This is a genomic window from Serratia ureilytica, assembly GCF_013375155.1.
Lineage (GTDB): Bacteria > Pseudomonadota > Gammaproteobacteria > Enterobacterales > Enterobacteriaceae > Serratia > Serratia ureilytica.
The window spans coordinates 372,769-392,866 of the sequence record NZ_JABXOF010000003.1; the positions used below are offsets into that span (position 1 = coordinate 372,769).

The window sequence follows — 20,098 nt, forward strand, 5'->3', positions numbered from 1 at the left end:
AAATAGCGATGCCGGATACGCTTGCCGATTTATCGCCCGCCACACAAACGCGATAAAGCCGCGTTCAAACCCTCTGTTAGACTTTTTTCCATTACTGCGAAAGTGCGCTTTCGCGGCTTTGTGAGCAATGAAAAGGTAATGTCGATGATAACTACAGATGGTAATAATGCAGTCGCTTCCGTGGCCTATCGCACCAACGAAGTGATTGCCATCTACCCTATCACGCCAAGTTCCACCATGGCGGAGCAGGCGGACGCCTGGTCCGGCGATGGCCGGCAAAACATCTGGGGTGATATCCCGCGCGTGGTGGAAATGCAGTCGGAGGGCGGCGCGATCGCCACCGTGCACGGCGCCTTGCAGACCGGCGCGCTGTCCACCTCGTTCACCTCATCGCAGGGTCTGCTGCTGATGATCCCGACGCTGTACAAACTGGCCGGCGAGCTGACGCCGTTTGTGCTGCACGTCGCCGCACGCACCGTGGCCACGCACGCGCTGTCAATCTTCGGCGATCACTCTGACGTGATGGCGGTGCGCCAGACCGGCTGCGCCATGCTGTGCGCCGGCAGCGTGCAGGAAGCGCAGGATTTCGCGCTGATCTCGCAGACCGCCAGCCTCAACGCGCGCCTGCCGTTCATCCACTTTTTCGACGGGTTCCGCACCTCGCACGAGATCAATAAAATCGTACCGCTCAGCGACGATACGTTGCGGCACATGCTGCCGCAGGCGGCGATCGACGCCCACCGCCGCCGGGCGCTGTCGCCGGATCATCCGGTGGTGCGCGGCACTTCCGCCAACCCTGACACCTATTTCCAGTCGCGCGAGGCCACCAACCCTTGGTATGACGCCGCCGACCAGCACGTGATCGACGCCATGGAGGCTTTCGCCGCCCTCACCGGCCGCCACTACCGGCCGTTCGACTATTATGGCCACCCGCAGGCCGAACGCGTGGTGGTGGTGATGGGCTCCGCCGCCGGCACCTGCGAAGAAGTGATCGACACCCTGCTGACCCGCGGCGAAAAAGTCGGCGTGCTGAAAGTGCGGCTGTTCCGGCCGTTCTCCGCCAAATACCTGCTCGACGCCCTGCCGGACAGCGTGCGCAGCGTCGCGGTGCTCGATCGCACCAAAGAACCGGGCGCGCTGGCCGAACCGCTGTATCTGGACGTGATGACCGCGCTGGCGGAAGCCTACAGCCGGGGTGAACGCGCCACGCTGCCGCGGGTGATCGGCGGCCGCTACGGCCTGTCGTCGAAAGAGTTCGGCCCGGACTGTGCGCTGGCGGTATTCCGCGAGCTGGCCCAGCCGCAGCCGCGCCCGCGCTTCACCGTCGGCATCTTCGATGACGTCACCGGCCTTTCGCTGCCGCTGAGCGACGAAATCCTGCCGCAGCGCGCCGAGCTGGAAGCGCTATTCTACGGTTTGGGCAGCGACGGCTCGGTCTCGGCCACCAAGAACAACATCAAAATCATCGGCAACGCCACGCCGCTGTATGCGCAGGGCTATTTCGTCTACGACTCCAAAAAGGCCGGCGGCCTGACGGTCTCGCACCTGCGCGTCAGCGAGCAGCCGATCAATTCGGCCTATCTGGTCAGCCAGGCGGATTTCGTCGGCTGCCACCAGCTGCAGTTTATCGATAAGTACCAGATGGTTGAGCGCCTCAAACCCGGCGGCACCTTCCTGCTCAATACCCCTTACGGCGCCGACGAAGTCTGGTCGCGCCTGCCGCAGGAGGTACAGGCGCTGTTGCATCAACGCCAGGCGCGTTTCTACATCATCAACGCCGCCAAGCTGGCGCGTGAATGCCGGCTCGGCGCGCGCATCAACACCGTGATGCAGATGGCGTTTTTCCATCTGACGCAGATCCTGCCGAGCGACGTGGCGCTGCAACAGCTGCAGGACGCCATCGCCCGCAGCTACAGCAGCAAAGGCCAGGAGATCGTCGAGCGCAACTGGCAGGCGCTGGGCGCCACCCGCGGCGCGCTGATTGAAATCCCGCTGCAGCCGGTCGACGACAGCAGCCCGATGCGCCCGCCGGTGGTCTCGGACGCCGCGCCTGACTTCGTCAAAACCGTTACCGCCGCGATGCTGGCCGGACTGGGCGATGCGCTGCCGGTTTCCGCCTTCCCGCCGGACGGCACCTGGCCGGTGGGTACCACCCAGTGGGAAAAGCGCAACATCGCCGAAGCGATCCCGGTCTGGCAGCCCGACCTGTGCACCCAGTGCAACCATTGCGTCGCCGCCTGTCCGCACTCCGCCATTCGCGCCAAGGTCGTGCAGCCGGCGGAGATGGAACACGCCCCCGCCTCCCTGCAGTCGCTGGATGTCAAAGCGCGCGATATGCGCGGGCAAAAATACGTGCTGCAAGTGGCGCCGGAGGATTGCACCGGCTGTAACCTGTGCGTCGAGGTCTGCCCGGCGAAAGATCGCCAGAACCCGGAGATCAAGGCCATCAATATGGCCTCACGCCTCGATAATCTGACGGCGGAAAAAGACAACTACGATTTCTTCCTGCAGCTGCCGGAAATCGATACGGCGCAGCTGGAACGCATCGACATTCGCACCTCGCAGCTGATCACGCCGCTGTTCGAGTACTCCGGCGCCTGCTCCGGCTGCGGCGAAACGCCGTACATCAAGCTGTTGACCCAGCTCTATGGCGACCGTTTGCTGATCGCCAACGCCACCGGCTGTTCGTCGATCTACGGCGGCAACCTGCCGACCACGCCGTACACCACCAACGCCGAAGGGCGCGGGCCGGCATGGGCCAACTCGCTGTTCGAAGACAACGCCGAATTCGGCCTGGGCTTCCGTTTGACGGTCGATCAACATCGCGCGCGGGTGCTGCGCCTGCTGAATTCGCTGGCGCCGCAGCTGCCGGAGCAGTTGGTCAATGCCCTGCAGATGGAAGACGTGGCGCCGGAGCCGCGCCGCAAGCAAATCGCCGAACTGCGCGCGCTGCTGGCGAGTATTGAAGGTGAAGATGCGCGCCAGCTGGCGACCGACGCCGACTATCTGGTGGATAAATCCATCTGGCTGATCGGCGGTGACGGCTGGGCCTACGACATCGGCTTCGGCGGTTTGGATCACGTCCTCAGCCTGACGGAGAACGTCAACGTGCTGGTGCTCGACACCCAGTGCTACTCCAACACCGGCGGCCAGCAGTCGAAGGCCACGCCGCTCGGCGCGGTGACCAAATTCGGCGAGCACGGCAAGCGCAAGGCGCGCAAGGATCTGGGCGTCAGCATGATGATGTACGGCCATGTTTACGTCGCGCAGATCTCGCTGGGGGCGCAGCTCAACCAGACGGTGAAAGCGATTCAGGAGGCCGAGGCCTATCCGGGACCGTCGCTGATCATCGCCTACAGCCCGTGCGAAGAGCACGGCTACGATCTGGCGCTCAGCCACGATCAGATGAAACAGCTGACCGCCACCGGCTTCTGGCCGCTGTACCGCTTCGATCCGCGCCGCAGCGCCGAGGGCAAGGCCGCATTGGCGCTGGATTCACGGCCGCCGAACAGCAACCTGTCGGAAACGCTGCTAAAAGAACAGCGTTTCCGCCGCCTGAACGCGCAGCAGCCGGAGGTGGCCAGCGCGCTGTATCAGGCCGCCGAGAAAGAGCTGAAGGAGAAATACGATTTCCTCAGCCTGCTGGCCGGCAAGGCGGAAAAGTCCGCCGCTGAGTAACCTCCCTCAGGGCGCGAGCGATTCGCGCCCTGATCTTTTACCGTTGACGTAAGGCGTAGCAATAAAACCTGCTGGCATTCCTGCGCGCAATCCGTACCATACAGGCCTCGCGTCGGGCGCGTGGAAGCTGGATGATGAATAATGATCAAAATCGGCCGGTTGAATGGTAAACTCGCGGTCTACAACGCCATGCCCCTAGTGCCCCCCATTGAGAATGAGCACGATTTAAATGTCAGAAAAGCAATCCGTTAGCCAAAAAGAGCAGTACAACCTGAACAAATTGCAAAAACGCCTGCGCCGCAACGTGGGCGAAGCGATCGCCGATTTCAATATGATTGAAGAAGGCGACCGCATCATGGTCTGTCTGTCCGGCGGCAAAGACAGCTACACCATGCTGGAGATCCTGCGCAATCTGCAGCAGAGCGCGCCGATCAATTTCTCGCTGGTGGCGGTGAATCTCGACCAGAAACAGCCCGGCTTCCCTGAGCATATTCTGCCTGCTTACCTGGAAGGCTTGGGGGTGGAGTACAAGATCGTCGAAGAAAACACCTACAGCATCGTTAAAGACAAGATCCCGGAAGGCAAAACCACCTGTTCACTGTGCTCGCGCCTGCGCCGCGGCATTTTGTATCGCACCGCCACCGAACTGGGCGCCACCAAGATCGCGCTGGGCCACCACCGCGACGATATTCTGCAGACGCTGTTCCTCAACATGTTCTACGGCGGCAAGATGAAAGGCATGCCGCCCAAACTGATGAGCGACGACGGCAAGCACGTGGTCATTCGCCCGCTGGCCTATTGCCGCGAAAAAGACATCGAGCGTTTCTCGATCGCCAAAGCGTTCCCGATTATTCCATGCAATCTGTGCGGCTCTCAGCCTAATTTGCAGCGCCAGGTGATCGGCGACATGCTGCGCGACTGGGACAAACGTTACCCAGGCCGGCTGGAAACCATGTTCAGCGCCATGCAAAACGTGGTGCCTTCGCACCTGAGCGATATCAATCTGTTCGATTTCAAAGGCATTCACCACGGCAGCGCGGTGGTGGACGGCGGCGATTTGGCCTTCGATCGCGAAGACATTCCGATGCAGCCGGTCGGCTGGCAGCCGGAAGATTCGGACGACGCGGCGCCTGTGCCGGCGCGTTTGGACGTGCTGGAAATCAAATAAGTCCCCTCGCCGCTCGCCACCCTGCGAGCGGCGATCTTTTCCCTCTCTCGACGATCTCGATCCTGTTCACAGTTTGCGCATAATTTGCTGGGCGATGCCGTTTTTACCCTATACTGTGCATTTATACAGTCATATGGAGATCGCGCAATGAATATCACCCCCTGCCTGTCCCACGTCTCGCTGGGCTCGAACGATTTCGTCGCCGCCGCGGCCTTTTACGATCGCACGCTGGCCGCCTTGGGTTGCCGACGGGTGCTGGAGCATCCCGGCGCGATCGGTTATGGCCGTGACTACCCGGAGTTCTGGCTGCAGGTGCCGATCGACGGCCAGCCCGCTTCACCCGGCAACGGCACGCACGTCGGTTTTTTCGCGACCAGCAAGCAGCAGGTGGATGAATTCCATCGCCAGGCGCTGCTGGCCGGCGCCGTCGATGAAGGCGCGCCCGGTTCGCGGCCGCACTACGGTGAGGCTTACTACGGCTGCTTTGTCCGTGATTTGGATGGGCACAAGATTGAAGCCAGCTTCTGGGATGAAAGCGCGGCCTGAGGAAGAGAGAAATCGAATAAAAAAATGCCGGTGATTAAACCGGCATTGTACGAATCAAATGTGCTATGCAGTAATTCAAAAATAAGAAAGTAAGACAATTATGGAGCGCAACGCCCATCGCTTGACGTTGCATTCACCTGCGAGAGAGATCATGCCCCATTTCCCCCGGCTAAATGTTGATTTTGCTCAATGTTAACCGGGTTTTCGTCATTTTCGCCTACAGCCAGCGGCTGCGCTTCAGCCACCAGGCGACGCCAAGCACCAACCCGACCAGCATCAGGCAAAATGCCGCGAAACCGAAGGGGTTGCCGCCGCCCGGTATGCCGCCAAGGTTGACGCCAAACAGCCCGGTCAGGAAGGTGGTCGGCAGAAATACCATCGCCAACAGCGACATGGTGTAAGTGCGGCGGTTCATCGCGTCGGCCATCACCGTGGTAATTTCGTCGGACAAGATGGCGGTGCGCGCGATGCTGCCGTCCAGATCGTCCAACCCGCGCCCCAGGCGATCCGCGATGTCCTGCATGCGGCGGCGATCGTCGTCGCTCATCCACGGCAGGCGGTCGCTGGCCAGCCGTGCGAAAACGTCACGCTGCGGCGCCATGTAACGGCGCAGCACGATAAGCTGTTTACGGATCAACGCCAGCTGGCCACGCTCCGGCACCTGCTGTTCCAGCAAGGCGTCCTCCAGATCGATAATCTTGTCGTGCAGATCCTCAATGAATTCGCTGGTGTGATCGGTCAACGCATCGGAAATCTCCACCAGCCAGTTGCCGCTGTTGGTCGGCCCGGCGCCGCTTTGCAAATCGTTCACCACCTGATCGATGGAATACACCTTGCGGTGCCGCGTGGAGATAATCAGTTTATCGGTGATGTACACGCGAATGGTGACCAACTGGTCCGGCCGTGAGTTGGCGTTAAAGTTGATGCTGCGCAGCGTGATCATGGTGCCTTCGCCCTGGCGGCTGACGCGCGGCCGTGAGCTTTCGCCGGAGAGCGCTTCGCGCACCGAGTCCGGCAGCAGCGGCGTGGTGCTCAGCCATTCGGCGCTGGCCGGGTGCGCGTAATCAAGATGCAGCCAGCAAGGCGCGTCGCAGGTGATCTTGTCATCCCGCTCGATCGGCGTGACGCCGCCCTTGCCATCCAGCTGGTAGGCGTAGACCGCGTCGGCGACCTGCAGCTCGCTCCCCTCAATCACATCCATTCATTTATCCCCTCAGTCTTGCTTATGTTGCTGAGTCTAGCGTTAACGCCTTGGAGATCAAAGACCAAGCTGTAACGCCAGTTTTCATGTTGTCCCATAAGCGTGGTCTATACTTCTGCTGCCAGGAACGCAAGACAGCCCGAGAGGAAACTCGCATGTTACAAATCAGCACCGCAGATATCTTGAAAATCGTCCTACCGACCGTCATTACGCTGTTTATCGCCGTGGTCAAAACGCCTTTTCGCATTCGGCGGGAAAACCACGATAAGCTGTTAAACCTGCTCGAATCCGTCGAGAAGCCCCAAAGCGCCCCCATACGTCTGTTGCGGTTTCGCGACTATATCGGCAACCGCAGTGCCGGCCTTGTTGCGCTGCAGCTGCTGCTGGCATTGCCGGATAGCGTAGCGGCGCTGGAACGCTATCGTTTCACCGGTGGCCGTCAGCAAATCTTGCGCGCCACGCCCGCAGGCTTCGTTTTGCGGCCAAGCGCCAATAACGCGTTCAAGCGTTTCTTGCTTTCCTGTCGCTATTTCTTGCTGTATTTGGTGTTCGTTACGTTGCTGGTGCTGTTCCCTGCGTTGACTCAATGGGGGCTGCAGCAGTTAGGGGTATTGATTACGCCCTATTCACTCCGCTATCTGCCTAATGCGCGCATCACCGACGGCTGGCAGCTGCTGTTCCCCGGTTTATTATTTATTATCATTATGTTCAGCCTGGCATACCTGACCTTCAGGCAGCTGGCACGCGCGGGCAACCTCAGTTCGGAACGCGCCTTTTATCGCTACTATCAACGAGCGCGTGAGGAACAACGATGCCGGGAAGTCCTGAGACAACTGCGCGCTGCGCTGCGCCGAACCTGACGAGAATGCGCCGCCTGCGTTGCATCGCAATGGCCGCCCTGCTGCTGTTCGCCCAATCGGCTCGTGCAGAGCCGGTGTTAGAACGCCTCGCCACGCCCTATCACGCGCCGACGGCGGCGGGTTCACTGCCTTATTTTGTCGCGCACGCTCACTCCCCCCAGCCGCGCACCGCGCTGGTGGTGATGCACGGCCACCCGCGCGATGTCGCCAAGACATTGCAAGCGGCGATCGACGCCGCGCAGGGAGCGGGAGACAACAGCTTGCTGGTCGCCCCGCTGTTCCAGGTGCCGGAGACGCTTGCCGCCCGCTGCCGTTCCGCCGGGCTGCCGGCGCCGCAAGAGGGGGACGCCCTGTGGCGCTGCGGCTCCTGGATCGAAGGCGGTTTGGATAATGGCGGGAAAACCGGCTCGTTCAACGCCATGGATAACCTGCTGGCCGATCTGAAACGGCGCTGGCCGTCGTTGCAGTCGATCACCGTCGCCGGTTTCTCCGCCGGCGCCCAATTCGTGCAGCATTATGTCGGCTTCGCCAACCCGCCGGACGGAGTGCGTCTGCGCTATGTCGTCGCCGATCCGGGCAGCTGGCTCTATTTTGACAACCTGCGTCCCCAGCCCCTTCACCCGGAGCTCTGTGGCAGTGAAAAAACCTGTCGCTTCCGCTGGCAAACGCTGGACGCCGGCCAGTGCCCACAGGCTAACCAGTGGAAATATGGTACGGAAGCGCTTCCCGTTCACCTGCAGCGCACCGCCGACGCAGCCCGCCGGCGTTATGCGGCGGCGGATATCACCTACCTGGCCGCAGACGGTGATACCGGCACCGCGCCGGGGGCCTACTATCGGATACTCGACAAATCCTGCGCCGCCCAGCTGCAGGGTCCCTACCGGTTGCAGCGCGCCCTGGCCTATGCCGACTATGACCGGCGCTATCTGGCGCCGGAGAAGCCGCATCGGTTAACCCTCGTTCCCGGCTGCGGACACAACGTCGCCTGCGTCTTTCCCGCGCCGGCGGCCAGGCAAGCGCTGTTCTCCATTAATGCAGACTAATAATAACGGCATTGAAATAAACCATTGCCGATAAATCAGACAATATCGCCGATAAAGCGCTGGTAATGCCGTTATTATTATGACTTAACATATTGCTATCAATTTTAATTCAAAATGATAATAATAAATCAACACAAAGCTGTTTCAGCGCAAATTTTAGGGGCATATACTTTTCTCACTACGAGGAGGTAGTTATGTTACGCGACCATTTAAAAATAAACGCCAGCGATACGCTGGAAAAAATCAGCAATATCCATTTGCAAAACCAGGGCCAGGAAGAGATCAGTGAGTTTGTGGTGAAAAACGCCGCCGGCCTGCAAATTGGCAAGGTCTCCGTCCACGATCGTTTCAGTACCCGTCGTTCTTATCCCACCAGCTACCGCATTACTCAGACCGATATGAGTGGCCGCGTAGTGGTGGACGCCATGCGGGACTGTCTGTAAGCGTAACCGCTCTCTGAAATAGACAATATTAATGTGATGATGGCAACCCTGTTTATTATTAAACGGGGTTTATCGCGTGGAAAAATTAATTAGCCTCGTGGTTTCGCCGTCGAGAAAATAACGCCCCCGCATTGCGCGGGGGCGATAAATAAGCCCACTCAGTGTTTGATGATATACATCGTTTGGCTATAGGCCACGTCTTCCGGATTGGTGATCGGGTAGCCTTTTACCCACGGTTTGATCAGGCGGCCGTTGGTGTATTGGTATATCGGCGCGATTGGCGCCTGATCGGCAATGATCTGTTCCATCTTGTTGTAATCGGCAGTCACCGCCGCCGGGTTGGTTTCCCGCCCCGCCTGCGCCAGCAGCTTGTCGTAGTCCGCGTTCTTGAACTTGGCGATATTGCCGCTGTGGGTGGAGGTCAGCAGCGACAGGAAGGTCGACGCCTCGTTATAGTCACCCACCCAGGAGGCGCGGATCACATCGAAATTGCCGGTATTGCGGCTGTCGATGTAAGTTTTCCACTCTTGGTTTTGCAACTTGACGTCAATCCCCAGCTTTTTCTTCCACATCGAGGCCACGGCGATGGCGATCTTCTGGTGGCTCTCGGAAGTGTTATACAGCAGCGTCAGCTTCAGCGGGTTGTTCGGGCCGTAACCGGCCGACTGCAGCAAGGCCTTGGCCTGTGCGTCCAGCTCCGCCTGCGGCTGCTGTTGCAGCAAACTCGCCTCGGGTTTGAACCCGGCGGTGACGTCCGGCGTGAAATGATAAGCCGGTTTTTCACCGGTGCCCAACACTTTCTCCGCGATAATCTTGCGATCGATGGCGTAGGACAAAGCCTGACGCACCCGCACGTCGTTGGTCGGCGCACGCTGGGTGTTGAACGCGTAATAATAGGTGCCGAGCTGATCCGGGGTGTACACCTGCCCCGGGATGTCTTTCAGCAGCTTCTGATACATGTTTTTCGGGAAGGATTCGGTGATGTCGATGTCACCCGCCAGGTAACGCTTGGTGGCGTTGGATTCCTGGTTGATCGGCACGAAGGTCACTTTGGTCAGCACGGTGCGCGCATGATCCCAGTAATGGTCGTTAGGCGTCAGCACCAGCTTCTCGTTCACCACCCGCTCCTGCAGTTTGAACGCGCCGTTGCCCACCAGATTGCCGACCTTGGTCCAGTCGTTGCCGTATTTTTCCACCACCGCCTTATTCACCGGGAACAGGCTGAAGTTGGCCGTCAGGCTGACGAAGTACGGCACCGGCTTGTCCAACTGCACCTTGAGCGTGTAGTCATCCGGCGCCGATACGCCCAAGCGATCGGCCGGCAGTTTGCCGCTGATGATCTGCTCGGCGTTCTGGATCCCCGCCAGCTGCGCGAACCAGGCGAACGGCGACAGATTTTTCGGTTCTACCAGCCGCTGCCAGCTGTAGACGAAGTCTTTTGCCGTGACAGGGTCACCGTTTGACCAACGCGCGTCTTTACGCAGATAGAAAATATAAGTCTGATTGTCGCTGGTCTGCCAGCGGGTGGCGACGCCGGGGATCACTTTCCCGTTGGCGTCCTGATTGACCAGCCCTTCGAACAGCTCGCGCGCCAGCTGAGCCTCCGGCAAGCCAACCGCTTTGATCGGATCGAGCGAGGCCGGTTCGTCTTTAATGTGGCGCACGATTTCCTGTTTGTCCGCCAGCGCGGTGCCCGGGGGAACCTGCGCCGCCATGGCGCTGCTCATACAGGCGCCGATCGCCGCCGCGCAGAGCGCCAAACGAAAACCCCGTTGCATTTTTTTTCCCGTCATTATGATTTGTCCCCCGTTAACCATCTGAATTTTTTATCATATAGCACAAGATCCATCCGGCCTAGAGCCCGCGGGCGAGAAGTTGCAAAAAGTGCGATTCAGGCGATAAAAAACCCGTGCGGCGCAGGGCGGCACGGGTGGGATTGCGGCAGCGACCGTCAGTCGTACAGGTGGATGCTGTTGATGCGGTAGCTGAACTCTTCACCCTCTTCTTCATCGAACACGGTGAAAAAGCCTTTCTCAGCCAGCGGACGGGCCGAGATATCGGTTTTTTGCAGCTGACGCGCATCCGCGTCGTCGTAGCCGTAATCGAGATAGAAGGCATCTTTCTGGTAATCGATATGCAGGGTGAACGGATAGTTCGATTCGTCCCCGCGCCCGTCGTCATTTTTCACCACGCCGAACCATTCGCCCTGACGGATCTGGTTTTCAGCGTCTACGCCGCACAGCAGCGTGATGGTGTCATTTTCATTTTCGCTATAGCTGGCGATGATTCTGGCTACTGGCATGTTAAATCCTCTTGCGGGTGATTGGCTTAGCTCTGCCGTTAGTATAACAACAGCCTCAGGCCAGGTGCGGTTTAATTGGCATTTTCGCCGCTACCGCATCACAGATCGCGCAAACGCCGCACAATTGCGATGGGAAAGATGTCTCAAAGCGTAATACACTGAATAAAATGACAATGACTCTCGGCCTTTAACTCAGGGACAACACCATGACCGAACATCGACCGCGCAGTGAACGTGGCCAGTTGGCCGTCGCAGGAGAGAACTACGGCAGCTCGCTGCTGGGCGCGCCGCTGCTCTATTTCCCGGCGGCGGTCAGCGGCCCGGAAACCGGGCTGATCATCGCCGGCACCCACGGCGATGAAAGCGCCGCCATCGTAACCCTGTCCTGCGCGCTGCGCAGCATCGCCCCCGAACAGTTGCGCCACCACGTGGTGCTGGCGGTCAACCCCGACGGCTGTCAGCTGGGGCTGCGCGCCAATGCCAACGGCGTCGATCTGAACCGCAACTTCCCGGCCGCCAACTGGCGCTCCGGCGACACCGTCTATCGCTGGAACAGCGCGGCGCCGGTGCGCGACGTCAGGCTCTCCACCGGCGGGCGTCCCGGCTCCGAACCGGAAACCCAGGCGCTGTGTCATCTGATCCATCGCCTGAAGCCGCATTGGGTGGTGTCGTTCCATGAGCCGCTGGCCTGCATCGAAGATCCCGCCAGCTCGCGGCTCGGCGTTTGGCTGTCGCACAAGTTCGAGCTGCCGCTGGTGACCAGCGTCGGCTATGAAACGCCCGGTTCGTTCGGCAGCTGGTGCGCGGATCTGTCGCTGCCGTGCATCACCGCCGAATTCCCGCCGATCTCCGCCGATGCCGCCAGCGAGCGCTACATCAACGCCATGATCGAACTGCTGACCTACCCGAATTAATCCCTACGGGGCGAGATCGACGATCGCCCCGCATTCGAACGCCAGACCCGGTTCGACGTCCCGCGCCAGCCAGGTCGGGCCGTCCAGATCGACGAAGCGCGCCGCCGGCGCCAGCGGCAAGGCGGCGGATATCGCCCGCGACGTGCACAACATGCAGCCGAGCATGATGGCGAATCCCTGTTCGCGCGCGGCCTGCGCCAGTGCCAGCGCCTCGGTCAAGCCGCCGGTTTTGTCCAGTTTGATGTTGACCATCTGATAGCGTTGCGCCAGCCGCGGCAGATCGGCGCGGGTGTGGCAGCTCTCATCGGCGCAGATCGGCAGCGGATGAATAAAGTGTTCCAATGCGGCGTCGTCACCGGCCGGCAGCGGCTGCTCCAGCATCGCTACGCCGAGATCGGCCAACAGCTGGCAGCGCGCCGCCAGCCCTTCCGCCTGCCAGGATTCATTGGCGTCGACAATCAGCGTCGCCTGCGGCACCGCGGCGCGGATCGCCACCAGCCGCTCGCTGATATAGTGATCGTCGAGTTTGATCTTCAGCAGCGTGGCGCCCTGCCGCTCCAGCTCACGCGCGGCGAAGGCCATCGCTTCCGGCGTTCCGATGCTGACGGTCTGCGCCATGCGGATCTGCGCCGGCGCCGTCACGCCGCTGCGCTGCCACAGGCTCTGCCCGTGCAGACCACACTCCAAATCCCACAGCGCCGAGTCCAGCGCGTTGCGGGCCGCGCCCGCCGGCATCTGCGTCAGTAGCTGCTCGCGGGTGATGCCTTGCGCGATCGCCGGCGCCATCTCAGCCAGCTGCGTCATCACCGATTCCTCGCTCTCGCCATAGCGCGGATACGGCGTGCATTCGCCGACGCCGCGCACGCCCTGCTGTTCGATTTCGACCACCACCACCCTGGCTTCGGTGCGGCTGCCGCGCGCGATCACGAAGGCGGTGTGCAGCGGCCAGGCTTCCGGGTAAAAACGCATGTCTCTCATAACGGCTCCTGAGCGAAAACTGCGCATCCAGGCAGGCTGATGCGCCGGTGATGTTTTATAGAACAGCCTAATATATACAACTATTTAGCAAACTTTGATATCCAATCCGCCCCGCTTGTCATAAACTGGCGTCAGGGTGTGAACCTGATGTTAACAGCCGTCGCCGGCGCGCCGTTTCATCAGGTTCATACCCTTTGTATAAACACCTGTAAAAGGAATCTAGCAATGACTCAGACAGTACATTTTCAAGGCAATCCGGTCAGCGTAGCGGGCAAACTGCCACAGCAGGGCGAACAGGCCAAGGCCTTCTCGCTGGTTGCCAAAGACCTGTCAGACGTAGCGCTGAGCAGCTTCGCGGGTAAACGCAAAGTCCTGAACATCTTCCCAAGCATCGATACCGGCGTCTGCGCGACGTCGGTGCGTAAATTCAACCAGTTGGCCAGCGGCCTGGATAACACCGTGGTGCTGTGCATCTCCGCCGATCTGCCGTTCGCCCAGTCTCGTTTCTGCGGCGCGGAAGGCCTGAGCAACGTGGTCACGCTGTCCACCCTGCGCGGCGCCGAGTTCAAACAGGCGTACGGCGTTGAAATCGCCGAAGGTCCATTGGCGGGCCTGACCGCGCGTGCGGTCGTGGTGCTGGATGGCCAGGACAACGTGCTGTACAGCGAGCTGGTGAACGAAATCACCACCGAGCCGGATTACGACGCGGCGCTGGCAGCGCTGAAATAATAAAGCCGGCGAACGCCGGCTTTGGATACACGGGAAGGCGCCGCAAGGCGCCTTTTTTATTCTTCGCCCTCAGCGCCGCCTTTGCGGCTGCTCAGGCCATACTCGCGCAGCTTGTTGGCGATGGCGGTATGGGAAACGCCCAACCGCTTCGCCAGCTTGCGGGTGCTGGGATAGGTGCGATACAGGCGCGTCAGCACCGAGCGCTCAAAACGCTTGCTGATGTCGTCCAGTGAACCGTCCAGCACCTCGTCGCCCAGCGACATCTCCACCTCGAACTCCGGCAACACGATATCCTGCGGCCGCAGTTCGTAGCCTTCGGTTTGCGTCAGCGCGCGGTAGATGGCGTTTTTCAGCTGGCGCACGTTACCCGGCCAGCCGTATTTGCTGAGGAAGCTGCCCAGATCGTTCGCCAGCTTGGGCCGCGCCACGCCCTGCTCATCGGCGAAGCGCGCCACGAACAGCTCGGTCAGCGGCATGATGTCCTGCGGACGTTCGCGCAGCGGCGGAATGGTGATGGTCAGCACGTTGAGGCGATAATAGAGGTCTTCGCGGAATTCGCCGCGCTGCACCAGCTCGGTCAGGTTCTTCTGGGTGGCGCAGATCACGCGCACGTCGACGTGCACCTCATGCTCTTCGCCGACCCGGCGGAACGTGCCGTCATTGAGAAAACGCAACAGTTTGGTCTGCATGCGCGGCGACATTTCGCCAATCTCATCCAGCAGCACCGAACCGCCGTTGGCCTGCTCGAAGAAGCCCTTTTTGCCTTCCAGCGCGTTGGGATAAGCGCCCGGCGCATGGCCGAACAGCTCGCTCTCCACCACGTCATCCGGCAGCGCGGCGCAGTTCAGCGCCAGGAACGGCTGTTTGCCGCGCGGGCTGCGCAGGTGGCAGGCGCGAGCCAGAATATCCTTGCCGGTGCCGGTATCGCCCACGATCAGCAGCGGCGCATCGAGCATCGCCAGTTTGCGCGCCTGCTCCAGCACGTGACGCATCTTGGCGCTCACCGCGACGATGTGATCGAATTCGGTATCGTCGTTCACCGACAGATTTTGCAGTTGGCGACCCATGCGCGCGGTGGACTTCAACATCACCACCGCGCCGACCGCAGCCGGCTGTTGCTGTTCGTCCTCCAGATAGATAGGCGTAATGTCCATCAGGAAGTCCTGGCTGCGGATCACCACCCGTTCTGAGTGCGGCGCCGTATGCTCACTCTCCAGCCAGCGGCTGAAGTTATAGCCGCCGATCAGCGCCCCGGCGGTCTGGTTGCGGATCTTGTCTTCGTTCAGGCTGAACAACGCCAGCGCCGCCGGATTGGCCAGCTCGACCTTGCCCTTCATGTCGATAGAGAACACCGGCTCCGGCATCGACTCCAGCAGCGCACGCAGCGCGCGATGCTCGCGTTCGGAAGGCATAAAGCTGACGGTGCGCACGTCGGTCACGCCGGCGATGCGGCGGATCTCCGCCATCAGCGCGCGGAAAGTATCGAAGTCCAGCTGGGAGAAATTGAGGTAAATGCGGCCGATGGGATCGATCTCGATGCCACGTAAGTCAATGCTGCGCGATACCAAAAGATCGAGTAATTCTCGAGTGAGACCGAGGCGGTCTTCGCAAAATACTTCCAAACGCATCAGTGTTGGCCTTATCTCTGCAGGTGCGGGGATCGTTAGCGATGATGATACTCCCTCGCACCGGGCGGTAGAAGCGATCTGTCAGCAAAAGTTGACAGAACTCTGATTTATTGCCGTGGTTGCTGATTTTAAACGCAAGCGAATAACAGCATCGGCGTCATTTTAGCCCACAAACAGAGAGTTATCACAAACAGATTTAATTTTGCAGGTATTTATCACGCAAGCACAGGGGGATCGACTATCGTCAAGTCTCGATTACGTCCGGCGTTGGCGCCGGTGAAATAACGGCGCTGCCAGGAGCGCCGTCGCGGGGTTATTTGGCCTTGCCGTCGCTCTTTTTCAGCGTGTCTTTCAATTGGCCGATCAGCTGGCTGCGGAAATCGCCAAGCTTCGGTTTTTCCCCTTCCAGCCACGGCAGCGGGCGACACAGTTCCATCGCCTTGATGCCCAGCCGCGCGGTCAACAACCCGGCGCCGATGCCCTGCGCCGCGCGCGCCGACAGCCGCGCCGCCAGATCCTGCGACATCCAGTCCATGCCCACTTCGCGCACCAGTTCGGAGGCGCCGGCAAAGGCGATGTTGAGCAGCACCAACCGGAACAAACGAATGCGGCTGAAGTAGCCCAGTTCGATGCCATACAACGCGGCGATGCGGTTAATCAAACGGATGTTGCGCCAGGCGATAAACGCCATATCCACCAGCGCCAACGGGCTGACGGCAATCATCAGCGTCGATTCGGCGGCGGAGCGGCTGATTTCGCGCCGCGCTTGGTTGTCGAGCACCGGCTGCACCAGTTTGGCGTACAGCTCCACCACTTCACGGTCATTTTGGGTTTCATGCAGCGAGGCCTGCCAGCGCTGCAGCGCCGGATGCCCCTGATCCAGCCCGGCCTGGCGCGCCAGCTTCTCGCAGAATTCGCGCCCTTGCCCCAGTCCGTGGCTGTGCAACAGCTCGCGCGCCACGTCGCGCTCTTCCGCGCGCTGGCGCAGCCGATACAAACGCCGCCACTCGGTGACCACCGAACCGACGCCGGCGAACACGATCAGGCCTCCGGCCACGCCGCCGCCCATGGCGATCCAGTCCTGCTGCACCCAGGCGGTATGCACCCACTGCACGCCCTGCGCCACCACGCTGACGCCGAACAGCGCCAGCCCGGCGGTGACCATTTTGCGCCACAGGCTGCGTTTCGGCTTCAGCGCAGCGTTGATGATGCCCTCGGCGCGCCCTTCTTCCTCCTCCTGCTGCAGCTCCGGCGCCGCCGGAAAGAAGCTCTCCGCCTGCTCGGCGTCGAAAGCAACGCCGGCACGCAACGTCGGTTCCTGCGGCGGCTGCAACGGCTCGTCAAAATCGATACGCGGTTTGATCGGCTCGCTCATCGCAATTTGTCTCCCAGTAAAAATTCCATCACCGCATCCAGACGGATATGCGGCAACGGGCTGTCCACGCTCATGGCGCGCGGGCGAAACTCATCGAAGTGGAATCCCTGGCTCTGCCAGAACGCCGGCCCCGGCAAACGGGCCGGCACTTCGCCGGGGAACACCGTCAGCGGCGCGCCGTCGCTGAGGCGATTGCCCTTCAGCGCCGGAATACGCTGCCCCTGATGATCGACAATGCCGCTCTCGGTCGCCTGCACCGAGGCCAGGCCGACGCAATCCATGCTGATGCCTTCGAACGCTGCGTTCTGCCACGCCTCTTGCACCAGCTGCTGCAGCAACGACACCAGATTGGCGTGCTGATCGGCGGTGATGTGGTCCGCCTTGGTGGCGGCGAACATCAGTTTGTCGATGGTCGGCGAGAACAAGCGGCGAAACAGCGTGCGTTTGCCGTAATGGAAACTCTGCATCAGTTGGGTCAGCGCCAGGCGCATGTCGTTGAACGCCTGCGGGCCGCTGTTGAGCGGCTGCAGGCAGTCAACCAGCACGATTTGCCGATCGAAACGGACGAAATGCTCTTTATAGAAGTTTTTGACGACCGACTGACAGTAATAATTGAACCGAGCGCGCAGCATGCCGATATTGGTGTGTTTGTCGGCCTGCGCCAGTTTCGACTCGCCCGCCGCGGCAACATCGGGCCACGGGAAAAACTGCAGCGCCGGTGCGCCGGCCATGTCGCCCGGCAGCACAAAACGGCCCGGCTGAATGAAGTGCAGACCTTCGCTTTTGCAGCGCAACAGATAATCGGTGTAGGCCTGGGCGATCGCCGCCAGGCGATTTTCGTCGGCCGGGGCCAGCGGATCGCAGGTTTTACACAGGTCAAGCCAGGGCTTGGCCCATTCGGCGCGTTCCCCCTGCAGCAGCCCGGTCATCTGCCGCGACCAGGCCAGGTAATCCTGCTCGAGCATCGGCAGATCCAGCAACCATTCGCCCGGATAATCGACGATCTCCAGGTACAGCGTGGAGGTGTCTTTGAAATGGCGCAGCAACGAGTCGTTGGAGCGGTAGCGCAGCGCCAGTCGGATTTCGCTGACGCCGCGCGTCGGCGTCGGCCAGGCCGGCGGCGCGCCGTACAGCTGCGCCAGCCCTTCGTCGTAGGTGAAACGCTGGATGCCGAGATCGCGCTGCGGGATGCGCTTGACGCCCAGCAGGCGTTCTTCGCGCACCGGTGAAAACAGCGGCATGCGCGCGCCGCTGTGCACATGCAGCAGTTGATTGACGAAGGCGGTGATAAAGGCGGTTTTGCCGCTGCGGCTCAGGCCGGTCACCGCCAGGCGCAGATGGCGATCCATTCCGCGGTTGACCAGCGAGGTTAACTCATTTTGCAGTCGTTTCATTGCTCTCCTTGACGTAACGCCCGAATGCCTTGTTCAGGCCTTTACGGAACAGCGGTTCCAGCACCAGCGCCAGCACGACGCGCACCGGTTTGCGGCCGACGGTCTTCAGCAACCAGCCGGCGGCGCCCGCCGGGCCATAGTTCAATAACGCTATGATGATGACTTTAGCCAATGTCTTCAACATTGCCGCCGCTCCTCGTTTAAATCCACCCGTTCTGACGGTGTTCGCAACATCGATTTTATTCATGACAATGCCCTCCGGCACAAGAGATTAAGGTTACATTCAACGGGATAACGGCGGCGAAGATACCCGGCCTGCGCAGGCCGGGTATCGCAAGAAGGGTTACAGCTTGCGGAAGCGGCTCTGAACGCCGAAGGTGTCGGACGTCACGTAACGCTCGACCTGACGCAGCTGCTGTTCGCCGCTGCCCAGCTCATATTCCAGCTGATCGAGCAACTGGCGCGGCGTCTTCTGATGCTCGCCCTCGAAACGGCTGGCCGGCGCTTCGTCCAACACGAACACCAGCGCGATATAGGCCACCAGCGTGAAGAAAAACAGCCCAAAGAACAGCGACAGCACCACCATCACGCGGATCAGGCGCACCGGCACGTCGAAATAGTGAGCCAGACCGGCGCAGACGCCTTTTACCATGCCTTCTTCGGGTACGCGATAAAGCTTTTTACTGCCCAGCGTCATGCTCATCAGGACTGTCTCCAGTTCGGGTGTTCCGCATCGAGGATCTCTTCCAGCGCCTGAATGCGTTCACGCATGCGTTTGGCGTCTTCCGCCAGCTGCGCCAGGCGCTGCATTTCTTGCTGACTCAGCTGGATGCCGGTCTGTTGCCGATTGCTGTAATGCAGCCAAAGCCAAATCGGCGCGACAAACAGCACGAAAATTGTCAGCGGAATGGCAAGTAATAAAGCACTCATTGTTATTCCTTCTTATCGGATCCTGGATAGGCGGCCACCTCCGGCGTGTGGCCGCGGTTCGCCTTACTCGGAGCGGTTCATCTTGGCTTTCAGCGCCGCCAGTTGCTCACTGATGGCGTCGTCGGCTTTCAGCTCGGCAAACTCCTGGTCCAGCGACTTCTTTTTACCGATGCTGATGCTTTCCGCTTCGGCTTCCATATGGTCGATGCGACGTTCGAACTGTTCGAAACGCGCCATCGCCTCATCCAGCTTGCCGCTGTCGAGCTGACGGCGCACCTCGCGCGAGGAAGATGCGGCCTGATGGCGCAGCGCCAGCGCCTGCTGCCGCGCGCGGGTTTCGGTCAGCTTGTTTTCCAGCTCACCGATTTCGCTCTTCATGCGCGCCAACGTTTCTTCTACGGTCGCCACTTCTTGCGTCAGCGTGGCGATCAGGTCGGCAACCTTTTGTTTTTCGATCAGCGCCGCGCGGGCCAAGTCTTCTTTATCTTTGCGCAGCGCCAGCTCGGCTTTTTCCTGCCAGTCGCTTACCTGGCTTTCACCCTGCTCGATGCGACGCAGCAACTGCTTTTTCTCCGCCAGCGCGCGCGCCGACGTAGAACGGACTTCAACCAGCGTGTCTTCCATCTCTTGGATCATCAACCGCACCAGCTTCTGCGGATCTTCCGCCTTGTCCAGCAGGGTGTTGATGTTGGCGTTCACGATGTCGGCAAAACGAGAAAAAATACCCATAATTCACTTCCTCTTGGTTCTGATGGCGTCTGAAGCGCCGCGTTAAGTCGTACAGCTTGCCCAAAGAGATAATCAAAACCCGTGCCAACTTTTATCTAATTGAAAAACAACAACTCTTTATTTTTGACTCTCTGCGCGCTTGCTGTAGAGTGATTATTTTCACCAAACATTGGCGAATTT

General features: G+C 60.3%; 19 protein-coding genes. 8 read left to right on the forward strand and 11 right to left on the reverse strand.

Going from position 1 to position 20,098, the window contains the following annotated elements:
* Window positions 1-144 precede the first annotated feature (144 nt).
* The 3 genes from nifJ (at window position 145) to HWW83_RS08280 (ending at window position 5,392) form a co-directional block, all read left to right on the forward strand.
* Complete coding sequence (gene nifJ / locus HWW83_RS08270; protein WP_176589202.1) at window positions 145-3,678, forward strand: pyruvate:ferredoxin (flavodoxin) oxidoreductase; 3,534 nt, start codon at window positions 145-147, stop codon at window positions 3,676-3,678.
* A gap of 229 nt (window positions 3,679-3,907) precedes the next feature.
* Window positions 3,908-4,846 (forward strand): tRNA 2-thiocytidine(32) synthetase TtcA, encoded by a 939-nt coding sequence (gene ttcA / locus HWW83_RS08275; protein WP_069100970.1) that lies wholly within the window; start codon window positions 3,908-3,910, stop codon window positions 4,844-4,846.
* Between the two features lie 147 nt (window positions 4,847-4,993).
* Window positions 4,994-5,392, forward strand: coding sequence for a VOC family protein (locus HWW83_RS08280; protein WP_033643223.1), 399 nt, complete (start codon window positions 4,994-4,996; stop codon window positions 5,390-5,392).
* 217 nt (window positions 5,393-5,609) lie between these two features.
* On the opposite strand, the gene zntB is transcribed toward HWW83_RS08280, so the two are convergent.
* Complete coding sequence (zntB, locus tag HWW83_RS08285) at window positions 5,610-6,593, reverse strand: zinc transporter ZntB (RefSeq protein ID WP_033643224.1); 984 nt, start codon at window positions 6,591-6,593, stop codon at window positions 5,610-5,612.
* 50 nt (window positions 6,594-6,643) lie between these two features.
* Here zntB and HWW83_RS08290 point away from each other — a divergent pair, with 50 nt between their 5' ends.
* The 3 genes from HWW83_RS08290 to HWW83_RS08300 all read left to right on the forward strand — a co-directional run bounded on the left by HWW83_RS08290 (window position 6,644) and on the right by HWW83_RS08300 (window position 8,939).
* A complete protein-coding gene (locus tag HWW83_RS08290) occupies window positions 6,644-7,453 on the forward strand; it encodes a hypothetical protein (protein WP_223524914.1) in 810 nt (269 codons plus the stop codon).
* Window positions 7,405-8,496, forward strand: coding sequence for a hypothetical protein (locus tag HWW83_RS08295; RefSeq protein ID WP_122003873.1), 1,092 nt, complete (start codon window positions 7,405-7,407; stop codon window positions 8,494-8,496). Before HWW83_RS08290 ends, HWW83_RS08295 begins: the two co-directional genes overlap by 49 nt.
* 194 nt (window positions 8,497-8,690) lie before the next feature.
* Window positions 8,691-8,939 (forward strand): hypothetical protein, encoded by a 249-nt coding sequence (locus HWW83_RS08300; RefSeq protein WP_004930507.1) that lies wholly within the window; start codon window positions 8,691-8,693, stop codon window positions 8,937-8,939.
* Window positions 8,940-9,097: 158 nt separating this feature from the next.
* Here the strand turns inward: HWW83_RS08300 and HWW83_RS08305 are convergent, their stop codons facing one another.
* Entirely contained in the window at window positions 9,098-10,732 is a 1,635-nt protein-coding gene (locus HWW83_RS08305; RefSeq protein ID WP_176589203.1) for a peptide ABC transporter substrate-binding protein, read from the reverse strand.
* Between the two features lie 158 nt (window positions 10,733-10,890).
* The gene (locus HWW83_RS08310; RefSeq protein WP_015378006.1) at window positions 10,891-11,241 is read right to left on the reverse strand and encodes a hypothetical protein; all 351 of its coding nucleotides are present in this window, start codon (window positions 11,239-11,241) and stop codon (window positions 10,891-10,893) included.
* Between the two features lie 206 nt (window positions 11,242-11,447).
* Here HWW83_RS08310 and mpaA point away from each other — a divergent pair, with 206 nt between their 5' ends.
* A complete protein-coding gene (mpaA, locus tag HWW83_RS08315; protein WP_116286234.1) occupies window positions 11,448-12,155 on the forward strand; it encodes a murein tripeptide amidase MpaA in 708 nt (235 codons plus the stop codon).
* Between the two features lie 3 nt (window positions 12,156-12,158).
* On the opposite strand, the gene ycjG is transcribed toward mpaA, so the two are convergent.
* On the reverse strand, window positions 12,159-13,133 hold the full coding sequence (gene ycjG, locus HWW83_RS08320) for an L-Ala-D/L-Glu epimerase (protein WP_046687132.1): 975 nt from the start codon (window positions 13,131-13,133) through the stop codon (window positions 12,159-12,161).
* Window positions 13,134-13,358: 225 nt separating this feature from the next.
* Between ycjG and tpx the strand changes: the two genes are divergently transcribed.
* Complete coding sequence (gene tpx, locus HWW83_RS08325; protein WP_004930536.1) at window positions 13,359-13,862, forward strand: thiol peroxidase; 504 nt, start codon at window positions 13,359-13,361, stop codon at window positions 13,860-13,862.
* 56 nt (window positions 13,863-13,918) lie between these two features.
* Here tpx and tyrR read toward each other — a convergent pair whose 3' ends face one another.
* The 7 genes from tyrR to pspA all read right to left on the reverse strand — a co-directional run bounded on the left by tyrR (window position 13,919) and on the right by pspA (window position 19,918).
* A complete protein-coding gene (gene tyrR / locus HWW83_RS08330) occupies window positions 13,919-15,490 on the reverse strand; it encodes a transcriptional regulator TyrR (protein ID WP_033643230.1) in 1,572 nt (523 codons plus the stop codon).
* A 313-nt stretch (window positions 15,491-15,803) separates the two neighbouring features.
* On the reverse strand, window positions 15,804-16,865 hold the full coding sequence (locus HWW83_RS08335) for a YcjF family protein (protein WP_033650280.1): 1,062 nt from the start codon (window positions 16,863-16,865) through the stop codon (window positions 15,804-15,806).
* Window positions 16,862-18,259, reverse strand: a complete 1,398-nt coding sequence (locus HWW83_RS08340) for a YcjX family GTP-binding protein (RefSeq protein WP_176589204.1) — start codon at window positions 18,257-18,259, stop codon at window positions 16,862-16,864. The genes HWW83_RS08335 and HWW83_RS08340 overlap by 4 nt, the downstream gene beginning before the upstream one ends.
* Entirely contained in the window at window positions 18,240-18,506 is a 267-nt protein-coding gene (gene pspD, locus HWW83_RS08345) for a phage shock protein PspD (RefSeq protein WP_071845135.1), read from the reverse strand. The genes HWW83_RS08340 and pspD overlap by 20 nt, the downstream gene beginning before the upstream one ends.
* Window positions 18,507-18,602: 96 nt before the next feature.
* Window positions 18,603-18,962 carry an envelope stress response membrane protein PspC gene (pspC, locus tag HWW83_RS08350; RefSeq protein ID WP_033643233.1) on the reverse strand — a complete coding sequence of 120 codons (360 nt, stop codon included), beginning with the start codon at window positions 18,960-18,962 and terminating at the stop codon, window positions 18,603-18,605.
* Window positions 18,962-19,189 carry an envelope stress response membrane protein PspB gene (gene pspB, locus HWW83_RS08355; protein WP_004930553.1) on the reverse strand — a complete coding sequence of 76 codons (228 nt, stop codon included), beginning with the start codon at window positions 19,187-19,189 and terminating at the stop codon, window positions 18,962-18,964. The genes pspC and pspB overlap by 1 nt, the downstream gene beginning before the upstream one ends.
* 63 nt (window positions 19,190-19,252) lie before the next feature.
* A complete protein-coding gene (gene pspA / locus HWW83_RS08360; RefSeq protein ID WP_004930555.1) occupies window positions 19,253-19,918 on the reverse strand; it encodes a phage shock protein PspA in 666 nt (221 codons plus the stop codon).
* Window positions 19,919-20,098 lie beyond the last annotated feature (180 nt).